Annotated in this window: 20 protein-coding genes; all 20 read right to left on the bottom strand. The window is 46.0% G+C overall.

What is annotated here, in order from left to right:
• Positions 1-2: 2 nt before the first annotated feature.
• The 20 genes from fliY to topA all read right to left on the bottom strand — a co-directional run bounded on the left by fliY (position 3) and on the right by topA (position 20126).
• A complete protein-coding gene (fliY, locus tag ACTNCK_RS00845) occupies positions 3-1154 on the bottom strand; it encodes a flagellar motor switch phosphatase FliY (protein ID WP_441080381.1) in 1152 nt (383 codons plus the stop codon).
• On the bottom strand, positions 1155-2138 hold the full coding sequence (fliM, locus tag ACTNCK_RS00850; protein WP_441080382.1) for a flagellar motor switch protein FliM: 984 nt from the start codon (positions 2136-2138) through the stop codon (positions 1155-1157).
• Between the two features lie 18 nt (positions 2139-2156).
• Complete coding sequence (locus ACTNCK_RS00855) at positions 2157-2696, bottom strand: flagellar basal body-associated FliL family protein (RefSeq protein WP_441080383.1); 540 nt, start codon at positions 2694-2696, stop codon at positions 2157-2159.
• A gap of 27 nt (positions 2697-2723) precedes the next feature.
• Positions 2724-3578 carry a flagellar motor protein MotB gene (locus ACTNCK_RS00860; RefSeq protein WP_441080385.1) on the bottom strand — a complete coding sequence of 285 codons (855 nt, stop codon included), beginning with the start codon at positions 3576-3578 and terminating at the stop codon, positions 2724-2726.
• Positions 3578-4384 (bottom strand): motility protein A, encoded by an 807-nt coding sequence (locus tag ACTNCK_RS00865; protein WP_441080386.1) that lies wholly within the window; start codon positions 4382-4384, stop codon positions 3578-3580. The genes ACTNCK_RS00860 and ACTNCK_RS00865 overlap by 1 nt, the downstream gene beginning before the upstream one ends.
• A 253-nt stretch (positions 4385-4637) precedes the next feature.
• Positions 4638-5015, bottom strand: coding sequence for a TIGR02530 family flagellar biosynthesis protein (locus ACTNCK_RS00870; protein ID WP_441080387.1), 378 nt, complete (start codon positions 5013-5015; stop codon positions 4638-4640).
• A gap of 27 nt (positions 5016-5042) precedes the next feature.
• Positions 5043-5903, bottom strand: coding sequence for a flagellar hook assembly protein FlgD (locus tag ACTNCK_RS00875; RefSeq protein ID WP_441080388.1), 861 nt, complete (start codon positions 5901-5903; stop codon positions 5043-5045).
• Between the two features lie 19 nt (positions 5904-5922).
• Positions 5923-7800, bottom strand: a complete 1878-nt coding sequence (locus tag ACTNCK_RS00880; protein WP_441080390.1) for a flagellar hook-basal body complex protein — start codon at positions 7798-7800, stop codon at positions 5923-5925.
• 22 nt (positions 7801-7822) lie between these two features.
• Positions 7823-9478 (bottom strand): flagellar hook-length control protein FliK, encoded by a 1656-nt coding sequence (locus ACTNCK_RS00885; RefSeq protein WP_441080392.1) that lies wholly within the window; start codon positions 9476-9478, stop codon positions 7823-7825.
• Between the two features lie 91 nt (positions 9479-9569).
• Positions 9570-10394, bottom strand: a complete 825-nt coding sequence (locus tag ACTNCK_RS00890; RefSeq protein ID WP_441080393.1) for a MotE family protein — start codon at positions 10392-10394, stop codon at positions 9570-9572.
• A gap of 15 nt (positions 10395-10409) precedes the next feature.
• Positions 10410-10856, bottom strand: a complete 447-nt coding sequence (fliJ, locus tag ACTNCK_RS00895) for a flagellar export protein FliJ (RefSeq protein ID WP_441080394.1) — start codon at positions 10854-10856, stop codon at positions 10410-10412.
• 9 nt (positions 10857-10865) lie between these two features.
• Positions 10866-12197, bottom strand: a complete 1332-nt coding sequence (gene fliI / locus ACTNCK_RS00900) for a flagellar protein export ATPase FliI (protein WP_441080513.1) — start codon at positions 12195-12197, stop codon at positions 10866-10868.
• Positions 12198-12238: 41 nt separating this feature from the next.
• Complete coding sequence (locus ACTNCK_RS00905; RefSeq protein ID WP_441080395.1) at positions 12239-13165, bottom strand: FliH/SctL family protein; 927 nt, start codon at positions 13163-13165, stop codon at positions 12239-12241.
• Positions 13149-14171: a flagellar motor switch protein FliG gene (gene fliG / locus ACTNCK_RS00910; protein ID WP_441080514.1), complete on the bottom strand. Its 1023-nt coding sequence runs from the start codon at positions 14169-14171 to the stop codon at positions 13149-13151. Before fliG ends, ACTNCK_RS00905 begins: the two co-directional genes overlap by 17 nt.
• A 47-nt stretch (positions 14172-14218) precedes the next feature.
• Complete coding sequence (gene fliF / locus ACTNCK_RS00915; RefSeq protein ID WP_441080396.1) at positions 14219-15859, bottom strand: flagellar basal-body MS-ring/collar protein FliF; 1641 nt, start codon at positions 15857-15859, stop codon at positions 14219-14221.
• Between the two features lie 42 nt (positions 15860-15901).
• On the bottom strand, positions 15902-16213 hold the full coding sequence (fliE, locus tag ACTNCK_RS00920; RefSeq protein WP_441080397.1) for a flagellar hook-basal body complex protein FliE: 312 nt from the start codon (positions 16211-16213) through the stop codon (positions 15902-15904).
• Positions 16214-16233: 20 nt separating this feature from the next.
• The gene (gene flgC / locus ACTNCK_RS00925) at positions 16234-16683 is read right to left on the bottom strand and encodes a flagellar basal body rod protein FlgC (RefSeq protein ID WP_441080398.1); all 450 of its coding nucleotides are present in this window, start codon (positions 16681-16683) and stop codon (positions 16234-16236) included.
• An 11-nt stretch (positions 16684-16694) separates the two neighbouring features.
• Complete coding sequence (flgB, locus tag ACTNCK_RS00930) at positions 16695-17096, bottom strand: flagellar basal body rod protein FlgB (protein ID WP_441080399.1); 402 nt, start codon at positions 17094-17096, stop codon at positions 16695-16697.
• Positions 17097-17218: 122 nt separating this feature from the next.
• Positions 17219-18010 carry a GTP-sensing pleiotropic transcriptional regulator CodY gene (gene codY, locus ACTNCK_RS00935; RefSeq protein ID WP_441080400.1) on the bottom strand — a complete coding sequence of 264 codons (792 nt, stop codon included), beginning with the start codon at positions 18008-18010 and terminating at the stop codon, positions 17219-17221.
• Between the two features lie 70 nt (positions 18011-18080).
• Complete coding sequence (gene topA, locus ACTNCK_RS00940) at positions 18081-20126, bottom strand: type I DNA topoisomerase (protein ID WP_441080401.1); 2046 nt, start codon at positions 20124-20126, stop codon at positions 18081-18083.
• Positions 20127-20134 lie beyond the last annotated feature (8 nt).

Raw genomic sequence — 20134 nt, forward strand, 5'->3', positions numbered from 1 at the left:
GATTACTTTACAATCTCGGTGATCCTTACACCGAATGATTCCTCTATGACTACCACCTCGCCCTTGGCGACGTACTTCCCGTTTACTAGAATATCTACAGGCTCACCAGCTATCTTGTTGAGCTCTATTATAGTACCAGGCGCGAACTCTAAGATATCGTGTATCGACTTATGTGTCCTTCCAAGCTCGACTGTCACCTCAAGCGGGACATCCATTATCAGGTCGATATTTTCATTCGACATTGCAGGAGTTATGCCCTGTACAAACGGTGTAAACTGCGCTCCCTGCACGTTTACAGGATTTGTGACAGGCTGTTGCGGTGGCATATTGCCCATATTTGTTGCCATGTGAACTGCCTCATTACCAGCTGTCTGCTGACTGGCCGGATGCGGCGCGGGAGCAGGCTGCTCGAAGGAATTATCCTCTACTGTGGAGGAAGAATCCTGTTCCATATTGCTTGTTACCAGATTACACATATCCTTGGCAAGACTTACCGGATAAAGCTGCATGATCTTGGAATCCACAAGATCTCCGATCAGCATCTTGAACTCGATCTTTACAAAGGTCCCGCTCAGGAAATCATCAATATCACTGGCATTTATCTGCTGGGTCAGATCTAAAAGATCAGACTTGGGAGGAGAAATGTCGACTGTCATATTAAGCATTGATGAAAGAGATGTCGAAGCGGAACCCATCATCTGGTTCATAGCCTCGGAAATAGCGGAAAGATGAAGCTCCGTAATATCTCCGTCTGTATTGGTTCCGTCACCACCCATCATCAGATCTGTGATGATCTTGACATCGTTTTCCTTTAATATCAGAACATTGGATCCATGAAGGCCCTTTGTATAACTGATCTTCACCATTACACATGGACGCTCGTACATTGCAACAATATCGTCCCATGTGGCTGTTGAAACAACCGGAGTGGAGATCTCTACTTTTTTATTGACAAGAGAGAAAAGTGTAGTGGCGGCTGTGCCCATGCTTATATTGCCAATCTCGCCGATCGTATCCTTTTCGTTCTCTGTCAGGGCATTTGAATCATCTGCAGGATTATCAACCGGCGAGCCTGCCGGATCAGGCGATGCCTGAGCACTCTGCTGACTCAGCAGAGCATTGATCTCATCCTGGGATAATGTTGTGTCTCCCATTTAACCTTCTTCCTCTCGTATTACCGATGTGATCTGGACTGCATACTTCTTGTCGTATGAGCCCGGAAGAGCCTTAAACTTTTTCATCGAGCCAACATAGACGCTGAGCTCGTCATCAGCCTTCCTGTCGAGCCTTATGATATCACCATTCTGCAGGGACATAAAGTCACTTACGCTGATCGTTGAATTACCAAGCACTGCCGTAACAGGGATTTCAGCCTTATTGATAAGGACCTCCATATCCTCGGATGATACAGCCTCATCATGATCCTGCATATTGGAATACCAGAACTTAGTATTTAGTTTATCCATTACGGGCTCAAGTGTCAAATATGGAAGGCAGAAATTCATGAGTCCTTCCACTTCTCCGATCTTGAGGTTCAGTGTCACTATGGCGATCATTTCCGATGGGGATATGATCTGGGCAAACTGCGGATTGGTCTCTATCCGGTTGAGCTTGGGATGGAGATCACATACATTTTCCCACGGTTCCTTCAGAAGCTCGACACAGCTGCTCATTACACGCCTAATGATAAGGAGCTCGATCTCGGAAAAATCCCTGATCTTCTCGAGAGGAAGCCCTTCTCCGCCGAGCATGCGGTCAACAATGGCAAAACCAAGCTTTGTAGCCACCTCCATGATGATATTGCCCTTTAGCGGTTCAGCGTCAATAACGCCTAGAAGAACCGGGTTCGACAGCGCGTTTGTGAATTCCTGAAAGGTAACGGCCTCCGAATTCATCACCTCTACCTGTACATTTTTCCTCAGATATACAGGCAGATTTGTCGACAGAAGCCTTCCGTAATGTTCGAAAATAATTTCGAGCGTCCTTAAGTGTTCTTTGGAGAATTTGGACGGTCTGGAGAAATCATAGTCCCTGACCTGTACCTCCTTCTCCTTTGTCATCTCATCGACATCCACCTCACCCTTGCTCAGGGCACTTAGCAGGTTATCGATCTCAGACTGAGACAGGACATCACTCATCAAATCACCCCTGTCTCTTTACTGAGTGGTCAGGCTTGTGAATACAACTCCAACCACATATTCTTTATCCAATACCTTCTGAACGGCAGCTGTGCATTCATCAGTTATAGACTGCTGATCGCTTCTGAGCTCCGATACAGTATGCTGCGAGAGTGTCTGCTGAACGGCCTGTATCACGAGATTCTTGGCCGGAGATGTGCTGCCTTCCTTGAAGGCTGCTGAATTGTCCTTGTAGCTCTTTGCCTTCTTGTTGACAGTCAGTGAAAACTTGACTACAGCATAATGCTCCTGTCCGTCATCACCGCTCTTTAAGTTTACCGTGATACCGTCATCGCCTGTGATATCAACCGACTCCTGATCAGAAAGAGCGACCTTTGCTGTTCCGGAATCTCCATCACCGCTTGATGCGCTGTCAAGATCAATGGCAGCTGCGACCTTGGAGATCAGGCTGTTGGCATTCTTTACCTCAGGAAGTACTGCAACAGCAAGTATGGCAGTAAGCAGCAGGTTCACAAGGACAAGTGCCAGCGTGATCATTGTAATTAAACTCTTTTTCATCTGTTCTCTCTTTTCTATCTATCTGTCCTATCTCTTTGAGTTATAGGAATTATAGATCTTGATCTCAACCCTTCGGTTCCTTGCCCTTCCCTCTGGTGTCTTGTTGCTTGCTACAGGATTGTATTCTCCTCGTCCCGAGCTGTAGATCTTTGCAGGATCGAGCTTTGAGTACTTCCTGATGTCATTTGCCACATTAAGGGCACGGTACATGGAAAGGACATTATTGTCCTCGTACTTTGCTGAATGGATAGGGACATTGTCTGTATATCCCTCGACCTCTATCAGGCTGTTATTATATGAATTAAGGAGCAGGGAAACCTTTTTTATGATAGGTCTGGCTCCCTTCTTCACTTCACTTTCTCCGGTATTGAAAAGGAAGGCACCGTTTAAGGTAAGCCTTACATACTGTCCATTGAAATCCACCTGAATCCGGTTCTGTATGCCGTATCTCTTTGCCTCTTTTGTGACATTCTCGGCCATCTTCTCGGATTCTAAAAGAGCCTTCTTCTCTACTTCCTTCTCTGCTGATCTACTTCCCTGATCCTCGGAGGCGTCTGCAGAGGCTGAATCGGCTCCATTTGGATTGTTTCCCTTATCATTTGCAGCCTTGCTTAAGGAATCACCGAAATAGTCGGCTATATCCGGAAGCTGGCTTATGCCCGCCGATACAAGCTTACCGTTTGAAACAGTAGCTCCTCCGCTGGGCATTATGGAAAAGGCATTGCTTATCGATGCTGCCACCTGCTCCAGCTTATCCTGCTGGATAGTAGACATGGAAAAGAGCAGGACGAAAAAGCACAGAAGCAGGTTCATAAGATCTGAGAAGGTCGACTGCCAGAGTGGGAAGCTTTTAGGCGGATCCGGCTTCTTCTTGAAAGCCATTAGCCTTCACCGCCTTCCTTCGCCTTTGAAGCGTCAATACCAACTGAATCACGCTCTGCTGGAGCAAGGAAGGTCTTTAGCTTCTCCTCTATGATACGAGGGTTCTCGCCTGCCTGAATCGACAGAAGTCCCTCGACTGTCAGAGTCTTTACAAGGATCTCGTTATCATTGTTTATCTTAAGCTTGTTTACTACCGGCACGCAGAGCCAGTTGGCAATCACTGATCCGTAGAATGTAGTGATAAGGGCCACGGCCATATTTGGTCCGATAGCGGAAGGGTCACTTAAGTCCTTAAGCATGTTGATAAGTCCGATAAGGGTTCCTATCATTCCCCATGCCGGGCACTGGGTACCCCAGGTATCGAAGAAGTTGATTATCTTATTGTGTCGGTCAGTCATAGATCCCATATCATTCTCAAGGATCGCTCTTACCAGATCTGAATCTGTACCATCTACGACAAGCATCACGCCCTTCTTCAAGAACTCGTCTGATATGTCGTTCGCCACTCCCTCTAGTGCTAATAGCCCGTCCTTACGGGCCACATTGGCCATGTCAAGGATGGTCGTGATGATCGCCTTCGGATCGCCGTTCTCAGGCTCCTTTATAGCCTTCTGAAGTCCTACCTTGAGGGCGTTTATGAAGTCCGGAAGCTTGTTACTGGTCATGACCGAAGCCAGAGAACCTCCGATCGTGATGATCACCGATGGTAAATCGACGTAGGTCATCACCTTGGCACCTGAAGAGATGATACCATATAAGAGCATTACAATACCGACCGCAAGGCCGGCTAACGAAGCTATATCCACTGTCTTACCCCCGTAAAATATAAGCTTATTCTTTTGCCTCTTAATATATTACTAGAATAAGCACCATTTGTCTACCATTATTTATCAACTTTTTGTAAAGTTTTCAAAAAAAAATCTAGTTCTTGTGGTAAGCAAGATCACAAGCTTTTGTTCTATAAAGCTATTCTGCTATTTGCCAAAGAGAAAATAAAGCCTCATGGGGCGCAAAAAAGAACAGGCTCTTTTAAAGCCTGTCCCTTAGCCGGCCTGTCACCTATACTATCACTGCCCCATCTATATTAGTAAAGGCCTTGTCCTTTGATTCATCGCTGTCTAAGGCAGTGATCACTGTATGACTGGGTACATTTACTATAAAGGCCAGTGAATCCATAAGCACCAGGGAATCCTTTATTCCCTTCTTTTCTGCCTTATCCACTCCGTCCTCAAGTCTTTTGCTCTGCTCGTCAGAAAGGCTTATATCCCTCTGCTCGAGACGCTCGGAGGCATGCTTGGAGAAGGTAAGTGATGAGACCTGATCGAGTACTGACTGAAAGCTCTTTCCTGTCTGGTCCTTATTTGTCCTTTTATTATTGCCTGACTGATAGAGTCCTATTGCCTGTTCTATCGAGGAGTACTTCTGTATGCCACTCATGCTCATGCCTCCTTTCTACTATCATCCTTATAAGTCCTTTTTGTCCGTACTTCCATCAGAGCCATTGGACGAGGCATCCTCTGATGCCTTTTCTGTGGAAGCTTTTGAGTCTGCTTCTGCTGCCGTCTTTTCTGTCGTATCAGATGCTTCCACCTCTGCTGTCGTATCAGATGAAGCTTTTTCTGATGTCTTATCCGTTGAGGTCTTATCAGAAGAACTGTCCTCAAAGCTGCCTGCGGTCTTGTCCTTTCCTGTGAGTTTATTGGCTGCTGCCACAAGCTCCTCTATGGTCTTTACCGTAGAATTCGGTATGAAAGACTGCTCATAGGTAGACATGGCATTGTAGATCTTTGCCAGATTGTATACCTTGTCGGTATCAGCCTTTGTAAGCTTACTTGCGGATGGAAGCTCTGAGAGCTCCTCATTTATAGTAGAAAGCAGGGTGCTTGCCGTGTAATAATCACTGTCCTGACTGCCTGTAATCTGAGACAGCTTAAAGTCCTTATCCATAAGATGCAGATAGGTCTCTCCATCCTTCTTATAGGTGTATTCCACCTTTCCGGTAGTTGCATTTCCATCGTCGTCTGTGGCTGTAACTACCTTTCCCACGAGTGAAGTGCCTCGCATCTGTTCCATATCATCGGATACATTCTCAAGTGCCTCAACCTGTGAGAAGCTGGCCATTTCCTTGACATACTCGGTATTATCAGTTGGCTCAAGGGGATTCTGGTACTTCATCTCTGCTACTAAAAGCTTCATGAACATATCCTTTGTCTCCTGAGTCTTCGACTTTTTGGTCGAGGCTTTACTTTTATTCTTGTTTTCTACGACATCATAGGCCTTGTTTCCTGTGACCTTTCCGTCTGAAACATCAACTGTAAATCCCATAATCCTGTCTCCTTAAAGCTTATCTCTTAAGGTTGGTGAGTTCCTCGAGAAGGGTATCAGATACCGTGATGATCCTTGAGTTGGCCTGGAATCCACGCTGGGTCGTGATCATCTCTGTAAACTCCTGAGCCAGATCCACATTACTCATCTCAAGCTGTCCTGAGTTTATCGAGCTTCCGTCAGAGGTTATGTCCTGTCCTATGCCATCGAAGCTTCCTGAGTTAAGGGTCTCTCCGTAGCAGTTATTTCCAAGGCTTTCTAGTCCGCTCGCATTGGCAAACTGAGTCGTTGAGATCTGTCCCAAAAGCTCGGTATTACCGTTTGTATAGGATCCGTAGATCTTACCATCTGTAGAAACTGAAAGTCCGTTAAGACTTCCCTTCTTCCTTCCTGCTCCGTTAGATGAATCAGAGATGGTCCCTCCGTCGATCGATGCGGTAGATGAGCCTCCGTTGTTGTAATTAAGAAGACTTGTAAAGTCGAGCGTGATACCGTCAGAGCTGAACTGGTTGCCAAGCAGATTTGCATTGAGCTTTACAGAGCTTGCTCCGGTACCAAGATCACGGATCGCCTTTCCGCCTGTTGCAGTATTTGATGTAGATGTAGTTCTTCCGCTTATGCTGTCGAAGGTTCCATCAGATGACTTAAACATCACATCGTAGTTTGCAGCATTTGTACGTATTTTCAGTGTTTGTGACGTAGCATCAAAAGAAAATGCGGGATCTTTACCGGCTATTGCTGTAGTCTTTCCGTCCTTGTCGGTAGTATAATAATTGCTTAAAGCGCTCTGAAGTCCAGAGAAGATCTTTGTGATCTGATACTTCTGAGTAGTGGTATTCGTTGTATCCGCGCTCTTAAAATCTACTGTGGAATTCAGTCCGTCAGTTCCATTTGCAGCAGTAAGTATGCTTTCTACTGTTGCAGAAACCTGACTTGAACCGTTTCCCTTTACTATTGACTTTGTAGCAGCATCATATCTGAAATCAGATGAAGCATCTACCTTAAATGTATCTATACTGTATCCATTCTTACTTCCAAACAGGGCCTCCTTTGCCTCAAGCTCTGTCTTTCCGGCTGCTTTCTGGGTATCAATATAATTCTTCAAGAGGTCGATAGGATTGCCCTCTGAGTCCACATTGGAATCAGACGTAATAGATGTAAGCTCTATGGTATAACCATTATCAGCCTTTGTCTGCGTTCCGTCGCTTCCCATTATCTTGCCGCTAGAATCAGCGTCATCGCCCTTCTTTACAGCGAACTTGGCAGTATAGGCATAGCCCAGACTGTCATAGAAGGTCATGCTTAAAGGAAGTCCGTCGGTGCTCTCTACATTTGCATCATTTGCATCTATAATACCTGAAAGATGTGCCTGTGATGTATATTCAGGCTCTGAGGTCTGGTTTGCAGGATCCATAAGACGAAGTGCGCTTACTGTATCCTTCTTTATGGTCCCGTTTTCCTTGTCTGCCTGCCATCCCATCACATGATATCCTGTCGAGGTCATCGACAGATATCCGTTTGGATCTACATAGAAGCTTCCGGCACGGGTGAATACATTCTTGGCGCCAGTATTTACTATAAAGAAGTTTGTAGAGCTTGTATCTGAGAGACGCAGATCGAATCCATCGTTTGTAGTCTCTGCGGCTCCTGAGGTGGAAACGGAGACCTTTGTCGCAGCTGTGGTAACTCCAAGTCCTATCTGACGGGGGTTTATTCCTCCTCTTTTTGCATTTCCGCCTGAAGCATCAGACATGGTCTGGTACATTATGTCCTGAAATGTAGTAGATGACGACTTGAAGGCCGTTGTATTTACATTAGCTATATTGTTACCGATTACATCCATCCTCTGCTGATGGGTTTTAAGTCCGGCTACGCCGGAAAAAAGTGAACGCATCATAGCGCATTTACCTCCAATATTATCAAGCCAGGTAGCTTAGCGTATTTCCATTGTCCTTCATCATGGAATGAAGGATCTCTTCCCTTGTCTCCTCAATGCTGTCAGTGTCAGAAAAGGCGCTGCCACTTAATGATCCTGACATATGCTCTCCTCTTCTGCCCTTATAGTCTCCTCCCTGATCAGAAAGAGACTGCCCGAAATCAGCTCCCTCGTCTGTAAATGCATGAGGCTCTACTGAGATTGTGACCTCGTTTACCCTGACTCCCTGCTTGTTGAGCTCTTCCCTTAGATCTGAGAGTCTGTTCTCAAGAGCATGACGGACTGCCTCATTCTGTGCATAGAGATGAGCGCTTACATCTCCGCTCTTCTCTGACACCTGAAGGAAGATCTTTCCAAGGCTTGCTGGATTAAGCTCCATTTCAAGGCTCTTTACCGCAGCTCCCTTAGCTTCCTTTACTTTTTCTGCTATCTGCTGTATCAGATTATCTGCATTGATATCTGTGTACTTAAGAGCAGAGGTGATCGTCTCTGTAAATGACCTGACAGTCTGTGAGCTTACTGTATTCTGGGTCAGAGTGACATTTTCTGTCTCTGTGGTCTTAGCGGCGCCTCCTCCCTTATCTGACATAGAAGGATTCCCCTCTGTATCGGAAGGATTGCCCTGGTACTGGTCAGGTGACTTGCCCTTATCAGTGCCCTGACTTATATTTTCATTCTGCTTTACCATCGTATCAGAAGCTGTCCCGTCAGTATCTGTGGCCGCTTCAGTCGTCACTGCCTTATCATCAGAAGAAGTCTCTTCTACTGTTACTGCATTAACGACCTTTACATTTACCGTATCTGCTGACCCATCAGTCCCGCTCATAGAGTCATTGGCAGAAGGAGTGGCAAATGACATGGAAGGATCATCTGATGCGATGTCATATGTCATCTCAGCCGCTCCTGCCATTTCAGCAGGCAGATCCGTCAGAGCCTGTGATAGATCATCAAGAAAGGTTGAAAAATCATCTGATGTCAGGATATCAGAGGTGTCCTGACCTGTGAGATTCATATAAAGTTTTGCTGCATTTGATGGGTTGAAAAGATCTGTGACTGTAAGGCCAAGCTTTTCCATTGCATCCTTTACTGACTGCTCGCTTGAACCTGTGTCCTTTCCAATTGTAGTAAGAATATTCGAAGTAAAGTCATCCGTGGCTTTGGCTTCATCCACTGTAATATCTTCCGTTTCCGGTCCGGATATACCCGTGTCCTTATCCTTATCTGCTGGATTTTTTATGTCTGTTTTTTTGTCCTGGTCCTTTATCTCCTTTCCCTTGTCTGACCTCTTATCATCCTTAGTCCTTACGGATGTCTGCTCGGTCGATATGTCCTTGTCTTTTGTCCTTGTATCGGTAGGGGCGCTTTTGTCAGTCTGCTTTATCAGAGAAGGATCTGATCTCTTATTGTATGAGACGGACAGCTTCAGATCCTCTTTTGTATAAGAAGTTCTTCCATTGTCACCAGAAGTCCTGTCAGCTCTGCTCTCTGATGCAGTATCCTTACTTCCTTTCAGATCTATAGACAGGTCATTCATGACCGCTATGAAATCCGCTCCGGAAGAATTATCCTGCCTTGAGACTTTTGACTTTAAGGCCTTACCGTTTTCTACAGGGACATTTATCACACCCTGTGGCTTCATTGGCACCATCCTTTCCTTAGTATAAGCTTTACTTCATTTTATATATCGGCTTCTGCCTGAAAAAGTTTACAGGCAGAAGGGACAAGCATTATCATGACGGATTCATTATCTTTGTAACTGCTGCAGCAGTATCCTTGTCCATCTTTCCAAGTACTGCTCCTCTTGAATCCGTGTCCATAGCATTAAGTATCTTTGCGACAAGCTTCAGGTTGTTGGTCATCTTATCGAAGATATCCGCTGCCTCCTGTGGCTTCATAGCCGAATATGTCTTGGCATAGTCGCTCATCTTCTTATCGCTCTGCAGGTCAGAAACCACCTGCTTATAGATTTTCTCTGCATTCTCGGGCTCTATTTCCTCGTAGTAGCTCTTATAGTTACTGATATCAGGAGCCTTATCCGAATATACTACCTTTTCGTAGAAGTCCTCCTTCTCCTGCTCGAACTTCTTCTCATTTTTCTGATATTTCTTAAGCTGCTTTTTTGCTGCTGCAAGATCCGTTGATGACGTGGCAGCTGCATCCACCTGCTTCTTTAGCGAGGCATTTTCCTTTTCAAGCTGCTTTACCCTTGCTACAGCCTCCTGCATCGATGAAAATGCATAAGGATCGTTTTCCGATGAGGACTTCTCGGTCTGTTTATTCTGCGGAAGGATCTTGTTTACGACCGGGACATTCCTTAGATAGGGGGAAAGCATTGTGCCTATCCCTCCTACGTCCATCCTTACTATTATAGCAATTATCGCAAGCCAGACCAAAAGGATGATTATACCCGCAAGAGCTACTACCGCTCCTGATCCCTTTGAATCAGGATCATCTCCGTCCCCGTCTGATCTTTTATTTTTCTTTTTGGAAGAGCTGTCGGCCTTCTTTGAATCCTCCGAAGTCTTCCTTCCCTTTTCCTCTCTGGGATCTGCCATAGCTGCTGTCTCCTATCAATTCCTGCCTGAATATCTGTAGCTTGTAAGCTCATCATTTATCTTGTTCTCTGTAGAGGCAAGCTCCTGCTTAAAGCTGTCAAAGGCCTTTTCCTTAAGCTTTTCCTGGGTCTTCCTCTCCTTCATGGCAAGGTCTAGCTTTTCTCTTTCCATATCAAGAGCCTGCTGGGCCTTCTTTACCTCAAACATCTGGTCACGTATCATGGACTTTATGGTCCTTACCGCGTCCCGGTAGAAGTTTACTTCCTTTAGGTCTATCTGATCAGAGTCAAGTGAGACAGCAAGGCTTTTTTCATAATCACTTTTTCTAATAAAAAGCGCAGAAAGCTTCCTTCTCTCCTCGCTTTCCCTTGCCGCTGCAAGGGCAAACTCTGCCTTCTCCTGAGACTCGAGCATCTGCTTTAAGTTCAGGATATTCTGCATCCGGTATATAAATTTAGCCATCTGCCGTCCTTATGCCTCCTCTTTATTCTCCTCCTGAGGAAAGATCTCAAGAAGCATATCTACTATCTCCTCGAAAGAAAACTTCTGGTCTGTACCCTGTAGCAGGAAATCATTGACCTCTCCGATCTTTGAGATAGCGAAGTCTATATTGGGATTGGATCCCTTCTTATAGGCTCCTATATTGATCAGATCCTCTGCCTCAGCATAGGTTGCCATAACATTCTTAAGCTGACCTGCAGCCCTCTTGTGCGGCCCTTTGGCAATTGCGCTCATGACCCTGGATATGGAGGCCAGCACATCTATTGCCGGATAATGATTCTTCTGGGCAAGCTTTCTATTGAGCACAATATGGCCGTCAAGTATACTTCTGGCTGTATCGGTTATCGGCTCATTGAAATCATCTCCGTCGACAAGCACAGTATACAGTCCTGTAATAGAGCCTCTCTCTGCATTGCCGGCTCTTTCTAATAGTCTTGGCAGCTGGGCATAGATAGAAGGCGGATATCCTCTTGTGACTGGCGGCTCTCCGCTTGCCAGGCCTATCTCTCTTTGTGCCATACAGAATCTGGTAAGGGAGTCCATCATAAGAAGGACATCCTTCCCCTGATCCCTGAAATACTCAGCTATAGCTGTAGCCGTCTTTGCAGCCTTCTGCCTGATAAGGGCCGGCTTGTCAGAGGTCGCTACAACGACAACCGATCTCGCCATACCCTCTGGACCCAGGTCGTGCTCGACGAATTCCCGGACCTCTCTTCCGCGCTCTCCGATGAGCGCTATTACATTGATCTCGGCCCTTGTATTCCTTGCAAACATTCCCATAAGAGTCGATTTACCGACTCCTGAGCCTGCGAAGATACCTATACGCTGTCCCTTACCTACTGTGATAAGGCCATCTACAGCCTTAACTCCAAGTGGAAGGACTTCACTTATAATGACTCTTGACATTGGGTCTGGCGGATCAGCCTCTACAGGATACTCCTGGTCAAATACAGGATATTCCTCGTCTGGTCCCAGGTCCTCTATCCGTCCTATTCCGTCTACTGTATGACCCAGAAGGGCATCGCCAACAGGGATCGATAGTGGCTTTCCGGTGTTTTTAACGACTGAGCCTACGCTTATGCCTTCTGTTGCTTCAAATGGCATAAGAATAAGCTTCTTGTCATTAAAGCCTACTACCTCTGCCATGACCTTAGAGCCTGTGGCAGTCTCTATCATACAAAGATCATTAAGCCTTGCACCTGGTCCGACGGATTCTATAGTAAGCCCTACTACTTTTGTCACTCTGCCCAGCTCATCATAAAGGGGCTCATCCAGAGCCTCGATAAACCTTGAAACGTCCATCTGCTCCTCAATCATAAAAAACGGGAAGAATCCCTTCTTCCCTATATCGACAAGAGCCTGATCCGCTTGATCAGGTTAGAAAACTCAGTATCTATCGAAACATCATATACTCCGCCGTCGGTCTCTATCATTCCACTTCCGTCGGAAAGCAGAGGATCCTTGGCCAGCTCCACGTTCACACTGTCTCCTAGCTTATCTGTTATCAGATCCTTTTTGGACTGGAGAAGGGAATAGTTCTTTTCATTTACCCTGATAAGGATATTCTTTGAATGCTCTATATGATTAAGACAGTTATCTATCTGCTTAAGCAATAGACCGCTGTCATCCGAATACTCTATATCAAAGGCCTTTGATACGACATCTATTACTGCATCAAGCACATCCTTTTCGAGAGACTCTGCCTTTCTTTGGTACTGCTCATCAAGATCGTTTTCCCTCTGCCTTACGGCATCGAGCTTTTCCTGATACTCAGCCTGACCCTTTACCAGACCGTCGTTATAGCCCTTTTGCTGAGCCTTCATGGCTGTGTTTTCAAAGAGGCCATCGGCCTCCTCCTTTGCCTTAGCTATGATCTGGTCTGCCTCCTGTCTTGCCTCAGACAGGATCTGGTCTCTTTGCTGGCTTATGGTCTCTTCAGGAAGGGGATCTTGTGCCTTCTGGCAAGCTTCTTCCTCCTGCCTGATCAGCGGATGTCCGTTTTCATCTGCAGTAAGAAGCGGCTCTCCGTCCTTACCTGCAGGGATTATATAATTCCCGCTCTGATCCTTTTCAAGCACAGGCAGATCTGAATCGTCCCTTGGCAGGGATGCTATAAAGGAGTCTATAGCCATCCTTTCCTCGCGGCGCTTTTCTTCGGATGCCTTTCTTCTGGCTGCCTCCAGGCAGCTTTTTATTCTGGCGTTGGAATCTATAGTTACCTTCTGATCCGATAATATGCTTCCATGATATATATTATACAACCAGGTCATCACCTCCTCCTCTGGAGATAATGATCTCGCCGCTGTCCTCAAGCCGCCTTATGACGCCAACGATCTTCTGCTGGGCCTCCTCTACATCCTTCATACGAAGAGGTCCCATATATTCCATATCTTCCTTTATCATAGCAGACAGACGAGAGGAAAGGTTCTTGAAGATAGCATTCTGCACATCCTCGTTAGTTCCCTTGAGTGCATATTCGAGATCCTGGTTCTCCACATCGCGGAGAACTCTCTGGATAGAACGGTCGTCGAGAAGCAGGATATCCTCGAAGACAAACATCTTCTTCCTGATCTCCTCTGCAAGTTCCGGCTCCTCAATCTCTAGAGATTCCATTATGCGCTTCTCTGTACCTCTGTCTACAGCATTAAGGATGGCGACGGTTGCATCGACTCCACCGGCAGAGGTGTAGTCCTGATTGATAAGGCTTGAAAGCTTTCTTTCGAGCACTCTCTCGACCTCCTTTATCACCTCTGGTGAGGTACGGTCCATAAGAGCAATCCTTTTGGCTACATCTGCCTGCTTTTCAGGAGAAAGCGCACCGAGTATCATAGAAGCCTGTGTCGGAGGCAGATATGAAAGTATCATAGCGATCGTCTGAGGATGCTCGTCCTGAATGAAGTTTAGTACCTGAGACGGCTCTGTCTTCCTGATAAATTCGAACGGACGTACCTGAAGAGATGCAGTAAGCTTGTTTATTACCTCCTGTGCCTTGTCCGAGCCAAGAGCTGTCTCAAGAAGCTCCCTGGCATATCCGATACCACCCTCTGCAATATACTGCTGTGCCAGGCAGATCTGATAGAATTCATTTATGACGGCATCCTTGACCTGAGGAGAAACGCTTCGAGTATTAGCAATCTCAAGCGTCAGCTCCTCTATTTCATCCTCCTTCAGATGCTTGAATATATCCGCAGACCTTTCAGGTCCTAAGGTGATCAGAAGTATCGCTGCTTTCTGGACTCCTGTCAGTCCCTCGGTTCCTGTATTGGCATCCGGCATGTTTTTTGCTGCTGCTACCGGTTTGGTTGTTGCTGCTTCAGCCATCTTTATTCACCCCAGTCCTCATTAAGCCAGTTTCTTAGCAGATTAGCCGCTGCCTCAGGCTTCTCCTCCACAAACTTCTCAATAAGCTGTCTGGCCTCAGACTTCTCATTATATCCTATGTCCTCAAGCTCCTCCTCCTGCTGCTGGTCACGGAGCAGGGTATCCACAGTAACCTCAGAGGCCTCCTCTTCTTCCTTCTTTCCATGCAGGCTCTTAAATGCCACAAAGCCCAGAAGGGCAAATATAAGCAGGGCAAGAAGAATCTCAAGCCACTCGAGCCAGGTCCGCCCGCCGCTTGAATAATGGAACTGAGGGACATCATAGGAGTTTACTGTGATATTTGAAGCCGGTATGCCTGTAGCATTGGCTATGGCATTTATCACCGCATTACTCGGCTTTGTCGCTGTCATCCCACTGTTTTTTGCCACGAACTGGTCAAAGGTCATCTTCTTGAGCTGGCCAGATGCCTTCATCTTGTCCTCATCATAGATCACATCGTTATAGGCTGTGACTGTGATCGAGGAATTGGCATAATCAACAGCTCCGGCCTCCTGCTGGGATTCTGTCTTGGTCTCATTAGGGAGATAGTCATATGTCTCCTCATTCGATTCAGAATGAGAGCCCGCTCCCTGCTGAGTCACATAGCTTCCTGTGTCATCATTGGAATCGGTTCCAGGCGTACCTGCAGTAGAGCCGTCAGATGAGGAGCTCTTGGTTGTCTTGCTGTCCAGATATCCCTGTGACTGACCATCGGCAACATCGTATTCCCATCTGGTCTTCTTGGTATTGGAGAAATCCATCTTGAGATTTGCTGCCACCTGGACATTGTCATAGATAGCCTTGCCGGTCGCATTCTTTGAAAGAACCTTCTTTACCTGATTCTCTGTATATTTCTCACGCTTCTGTTTTGCAGTAAGATTTGTCGAGGCAATCCCTCCTGAGGTGGCCTCGTCGCCTCCTGAGAAAAGTATATTGTCGTCAGTATCTATGATCGTGATATTTTCTGTTGTCTTATTTCCAAGACCAGTTGCAATGAATTTGGCTATGGCTGCTGCCTGATCATCTGACATGGAGCCTGACAGGTCGAGAAGACATGATGCCGAGGCCTCTTCCTGCTTGGCGGCAAGGGTTCCATCATCGGTCGGTATGTTGAAGTTTACCTTGGCGCTCTTTACATTTGAAAGCGTAGCCAGATAGCTGTCCATCTGCGTCTGCAGATAATGCTGGTTCTTCCTCTGCTTGTCAGCCTCAGTCGTAGTAAAGGAGCCGTCAGTCACATTGCTGAAGGGATAATCCTCATCTGAGGTCTTGCCTGTATATCCGTTTGAATAGATACCATTCTGACCAAGCAATATGGTGGCAGCTGCCTCGTCTTTCTTGTCTATAGTGAAGGTCATGCCGTCCTGAGACTGGGAATAGGCAATGCTTTGCCCGTCAAGCAGATCCTTTATCGATGCAGCCTGCTTGGCGTCAGTCGCGGTCACAAGATCCATCTTGTCCGGCCTTGTAGCGACAACTCCTAGAATAATAAGCGCGATAACCACGACAGAAACAGCGCTTATCATAAGCGCCTTCTGTCTTACAGTGAATTTCTTCCACCACTCTGCTATTCTGCTTAAAATATTCTGAATTCTTTCAGGCATTTTTTACCCCTTTATAAGTATTCTCTGATAAAGCTGACTGGATCATATCTGCATATTCATGATAGTCTGATAGGCCTGCACGCAGGTCGACCTTATGGCGCTTGTATACTGCAGGGCGATCTTCGCCTTCTGCAGGGCGATCATCATATCATGTGTATTATCAGAAAGTCCCAGTGCAAACTTGACCTGCTCAGCATTTGCCTTATTCTGGAGGGTATTTGTCTCGTCCACAAGATTTACAGCTGCATCGAATACCGATCCGAAGTCTGTATTCTTATCCGGGTCTATACCGGATCTCTGCGGGGCTGTCTTATATCCTGCATTGGCTGCTTCTATCGATGTAACTCCTGTCATCTGATCCCTGTCTCCTTCCTTTATGAGTTGCCGATAGAGATGCCCTGGGACGCAGAGCTCTTAAGCCCGTTAAATACCGTCACATTCGCCTGATATGCTCTTGTGGCGTCAATCAGGTTTGTCATTTCGGTAACTGTATTCACATTGGGATATCTGACATATCCGTTCTGATCTGCGTCAGGATTCGATGGATCATAATCCATAATGAAATCCGTAGAGGTATCATCGGTTACTGATGCAACCCTTACTCCGTTGCCTTTGAATGAATCCCTGTACTGATCGAGAGTAGCAGAAAATGACGGATTGAGGCTTCTCTCCTCAAATGTCACTATCTTTCTCCTGTAGGGACCGGAGCCGTCCTCTGTATGGGTAGTGTTTACATTTGCAATGTTTTCGGCGATCGTATCCATACGGAATCTCTCCGCTGTCATACCACTGCCGGCAATATTAAAGGACTGAAAAAGAGCCAAGCGCTTCCTCCTTATGATCTTGTAACTACATTAAAGCAGGAGAAATCAGCTGAAATAGCTGTCGTAAGAGCCTGATACTTAAGCTGTTCTCCGGCGTACTCTACATTTTCATTGTCGATATCGACATTATTCTCATCAAGTCGATAATTAAACGAAGGATAGTCTGTATAGACTTCTCCATGAAGGCTGCTGTCATCCGTATAATCAAGAGCGCTTACAGCCTGATCAAGATTATTGTACCTTGTAGTTGTCAGCTGGTCAGAAAGGATATCTGAAAATTTCACATCCTTTCTCTTGTATCCAGGTGTGTCTACGTTTGCTATATTGTTGGATATAGTAGTCTCGCGCAGCCAGCTGGCATCCGCAGCCTTATCCATCAGGCTTATATAATCAAATGCATTGGATCTGATCAACTGCTTGTCCTCCCAAATATAATCCTATCATCAGCTACTATTTAATTATATTTGATTCCGCAAAAAAAACAACCCTTTTTTGTGGATAAAAGTTTCTTATGGACACAATATATTGTAACCCATTAGTTCATATTATTCTTAAGTTTTTTAAGCTCGGCAAAGACCGCATCATTCAATACCTTGATATAAGTGCCCTTCATGCCTGATGAGCGGGACTCTATGACTCCGGCTGACTCGAACTTCCGCAGGGCATTTACTATGACGCTCCTTGTGATCCCGACCCTGTCTGCTATCTTTGAAGCCACGAGAATGCCCTCGCTCCCCTCAAGCTCGTCGAAGATATGGATTATAGCCTGCTGCTCAGAATATGAAAGCGTGCTTATGGCACTCTTTACATCCTGCTTCTTGCGGTTCTCCTCTGCGTTCTCCTCGTTTACAGACCGCATCATCTCAAGTCCTACTACAGTAGTACCGTACTCGGCGAGAATGATATCGTCGATACCATATGGATGATCGTATCTGTAGATAAAGAGACTGCCAAGCCTTTCACCTGCTATGTCAATAGGTGTGATAAGGGCATTGTACTTTGATACATCGTCTCCCTCGAAGCCCAGAGTCAGGAGGTTTACATTCTCTCTTGTAGAGAGGATGCCCAAAATCCTGTCATTCAGATCGCTGTTTATCAGTCCGCCGATCTTATCTGTTATAAGCTCAGTAAGCCTGTGTTCATCATTACTGAAGCTTATGCCAAGGACCTTGCCCTTTTTACTAAGTACCAGGCACGACGAATCAAGGATATCCGTAAGCACCCTGCAGATATCATTGAAGACGACCTTGGAACGGTCATTGTTGTTGTGTAATAGCTTTCCTATCTTTCTTGTCTTATCAAGTAATTCAAGTATCTCTGCACTCATTGTTTTTATTTAACCTTTATTCAGTATAATTCCATCAATACTGTCTATTATACTCTTTTTTTTGAAAAATTCAATCGTCATCTCTGACTTCTTCAGAGTATCCGCATTCCGGATCTGAGCAGACTATCTTTCTGCCACGGATAACCATGTATTTCCCACATCGAGGACATTTCTTCGATACCGGCCTCTGCCAGCTCATGAAATCGCAGTCAGGATAATCCGCGCATCCGTAGAATTTTCTTCCCTTCTTGGTCTTCCTTATCACTATATCCTTTCCGCACTTGGGACAGGCTACACCGATCTTTTCGAGATAAGGCTTGGTATTCCTGCATTCAGGAAATCCCGGGCAGGCTAAGAACCTTCCATGTGGTCCGTACTTTATCACCATATGTCTGCCGCATTTGTCGCAGATGACGTCCGTTTCCTCATCCTTTATCTCCACCTTCTCGAGCTCCTTCTCAGCAACATGGACCTCCTTCATGAGGTCAGGATAGAAGTTCCTGATTATGGACTTCCACTCTACCTCTCCTGCCTCGACACCATCTAAAAGGCTTTCCATATTGGCAGTAAAGGTTTTGTCGACTATCTCACTGAATGACTCTACCATTATCTTGTTTACTATCTCTCCCAGCTCAGAGACAAATAGATTCTTCTCATCCTTTATCACATAGTGTCTCTTGAGCAGGGTCGTGATAGTCGGAGAATAGGTGGATGGTCGTCCTATACCAAGCTCCTCAAGAGTATGGACAAGGGAGGCCTCGGTAAAGTGAGGCTTGGGCTGGGTGAAATGCTGCTTTGCCTGATGACTCTCAGCGGAGAGGATCTCTCCCTTCTCGAATGCACTCAGATCCTTGGGTTTTTTCTGATCCGGATCATCAGATAAGACATAAACCCTTGAAAATCCGTCAAAGATCGTGGCTGTGCTTGCAGCTGTAAACTTATGCCCATTGCAGTCAAGCCTTATCGAGGTCGTAATCCTCTTCTGCGCTGCCATCTGGGAGGCTATAAATCTCTTCCAGATAAGAGAATATAGACGGTACTGGTCCCGGCTTGCTGTTTCCTTAAGCTTATCCGGAAGAAGGTTAAGATCAGCAGGTCTTATCGCCTCATGGGCATCCTGAATATTCTTCCCCTGGGACTTCTTTGCCATCTCACCTCCCAGATAGTCCTTTCCGAACTCCCTGCTTATATAGGCTGCCGCTGCCGCCTTAGCCTCATTAGATACTCTGGTAGAATCGGTACGAAGATATGTGATAAGTCCGTTCTCATATAGCTGCTGGGCTATGAGCATTGTCTTTGACAGTGCAAAGTTAAGAGCCTTTGAGGCCTCCTGCTGCATAGTCGATGTCGTAAACGGAAGCGGGGCTTTCCTGGTCTTTGGAGTCTGCTTTAGGGCCTCAACAGTGAAATCACATCCATCTATATCGGATATTATCTGATCAAGCTCCTGCTTCGAATCGATGTCAGATGTCTTTTTATCAGCGTCATAGTATGAGGCAGTAAGCTTTCTCCTGCCCTTTCCGCAAAGCTCTACATCCAGCGTATAATACTCCTTTGGAATAAAGGCATTGATCTCATCCTCCCTGTCGCAGATTATACGAAGGGCAACTGACTGAACCCTTCCTGCCGAGAGGCCTCTTTTTACCTTTGCCCAGAGAAGAGGACTTATCGAATATCCGACTATACGGTCAAGCACCCTTCTTGCCTGCTGTGCATCGACCAGGTTCATATCTATGTCTCTCTGATGCTTGAAGGATTCCTTTATGGCGTTTTTTGTTATCTCGTTGAAGGTGATCCTTTTATATTTCTTTTCAGAAAGCCTGAGTGATGGTATCAGATGCCAGGAGATCGCCTCTCCCTCACGGTCCGGGTCAGTAGCCAGATAGATCATATCTGCCTTCTTGACCTCCTTGCGCAGAGATGCCAAAAGCTCACCCTTGCCCCGGATGGTTATATATTTGGGTTCGAAGTCATTTTCGACATCGATCCCCAGCTGACTCTTGGGGAGATCCCTGACATGTCCCATTGTTGCAACTACGGTGTAGTTTCTTCCAAGAAATTTCTTAATCGTTTTTACCTTTGTCGGTGACTCAACGATCACGAGATTTTTTGCCATTAAAACTG

The organism is Candidatus Weimeria sp. HCP3S3_B5 (assembly GCF_052064335.1).
GTDB lineage: Bacteria > Bacillota > Clostridia > Lachnospirales > Lachnospiraceae > Weimeria.

Bases quoted from the DNA above. Each gene is read 5' to 3' on its own strand.
- fliY (WP_441080381.1), bottom strand. From the start codon at position 1,154: ATGGGAGACACAACATTATCCCAGGATGAGATCAATGCTCTGCTGAGT.
- fliM (WP_441080382.1), bottom strand. From the start codon at position 2,138: ATGAGTGATGTCCTGTCTCAGTCTGAGATCGATAACCTGCTAAGTGCC.
- ACTNCK_RS00855 (WP_441080383.1), bottom strand. From the start codon at position 2,696: ATGAAAAAGAGTTTAATTACAATGATCACGCTGGCACTTGTCCTTGTG.
- ACTNCK_RS00860 (WP_441080385.1), bottom strand. From the start codon at position 3,578: ATGGCTTTCAAGAAGAAGCCGGATCCGCCTAAAAGCTTCCCACTCTGG.
- ACTNCK_RS00870 (WP_441080387.1), bottom strand. From the start codon at position 5,015: ATGAGTGGCATACAGAAGTACTCCTCGATAGAACAGGCAATAGGACTC.
- ACTNCK_RS00875 (WP_441080388.1), bottom strand. From the start codon at position 5,903: ATGGGATTTACAGTTGATGTTTCAGACGGAAAGGTCACAGGAAACAAG.
- ACTNCK_RS00880 (WP_441080390.1), bottom strand. From the start codon at position 7,800: ATGATGCGTTCACTTTTTTCCGGCGTAGCCGGACTTAAAACCCATCAG.
- ACTNCK_RS00885 (WP_441080392.1), bottom strand. From the start codon at position 9,478: ATGAAGCCACAGGGTGTGATAAATGTCCCTGTAGAAAACGGTAAGGCC.
- ACTNCK_RS00890 (WP_441080393.1), bottom strand. From the start codon at position 10,394: ATGGCAGATCCCAGAGAGGAAAAGGGAAGGAAGACTTCGGAGGATTCA.
- fliJ (WP_441080394.1), bottom strand. From the start codon at position 10,856: ATGGCTAAATTTATATACCGGATGCAGAATATCCTGAACTTAAAGCAG.
- fliI (WP_441080513.1), bottom strand. From the start codon at position 12,197: ATGGACGTTTCAAGGTTTATCGAGGCTCTGGATGAGCCCCTTTATGAT.
- ACTNCK_RS00905 (WP_441080395.1), bottom strand. From the start codon at position 13,165: ATGACCTGGTTGTATAATATATATCATGGAAGCATATTATCGGATCAG.
- fliG (WP_441080514.1), bottom strand. From the start codon at position 14,171: ATGCCGGATGCCAATACAGGAACCGAGGGACTGACAGGAGTCCAGAAA.
- fliF (WP_441080396.1), bottom strand. From the start codon at position 15,859: ATGCCTGAAAGAATTCAGAATATTTTAAGCAGAATAGCAGAGTGGTGG.
- fliE (WP_441080397.1), bottom strand. From the start codon at position 16,213: ATGACAGGAGTTACATCGATAGAAGCAGCCAATGCAGGATATAAGACA.
- codY (WP_441080400.1), bottom strand. From the start codon at position 18,010: ATGAGTGCAGAGATACTTGAATTACTTGATAAGACAAGAAAGATAGGA.
- topA (WP_441080401.1), bottom strand. From the start codon at position 20,126: ATGGCAAAAAATCTCGTGATCGTTGAGTCACCGACAAAGGTAAAAACG.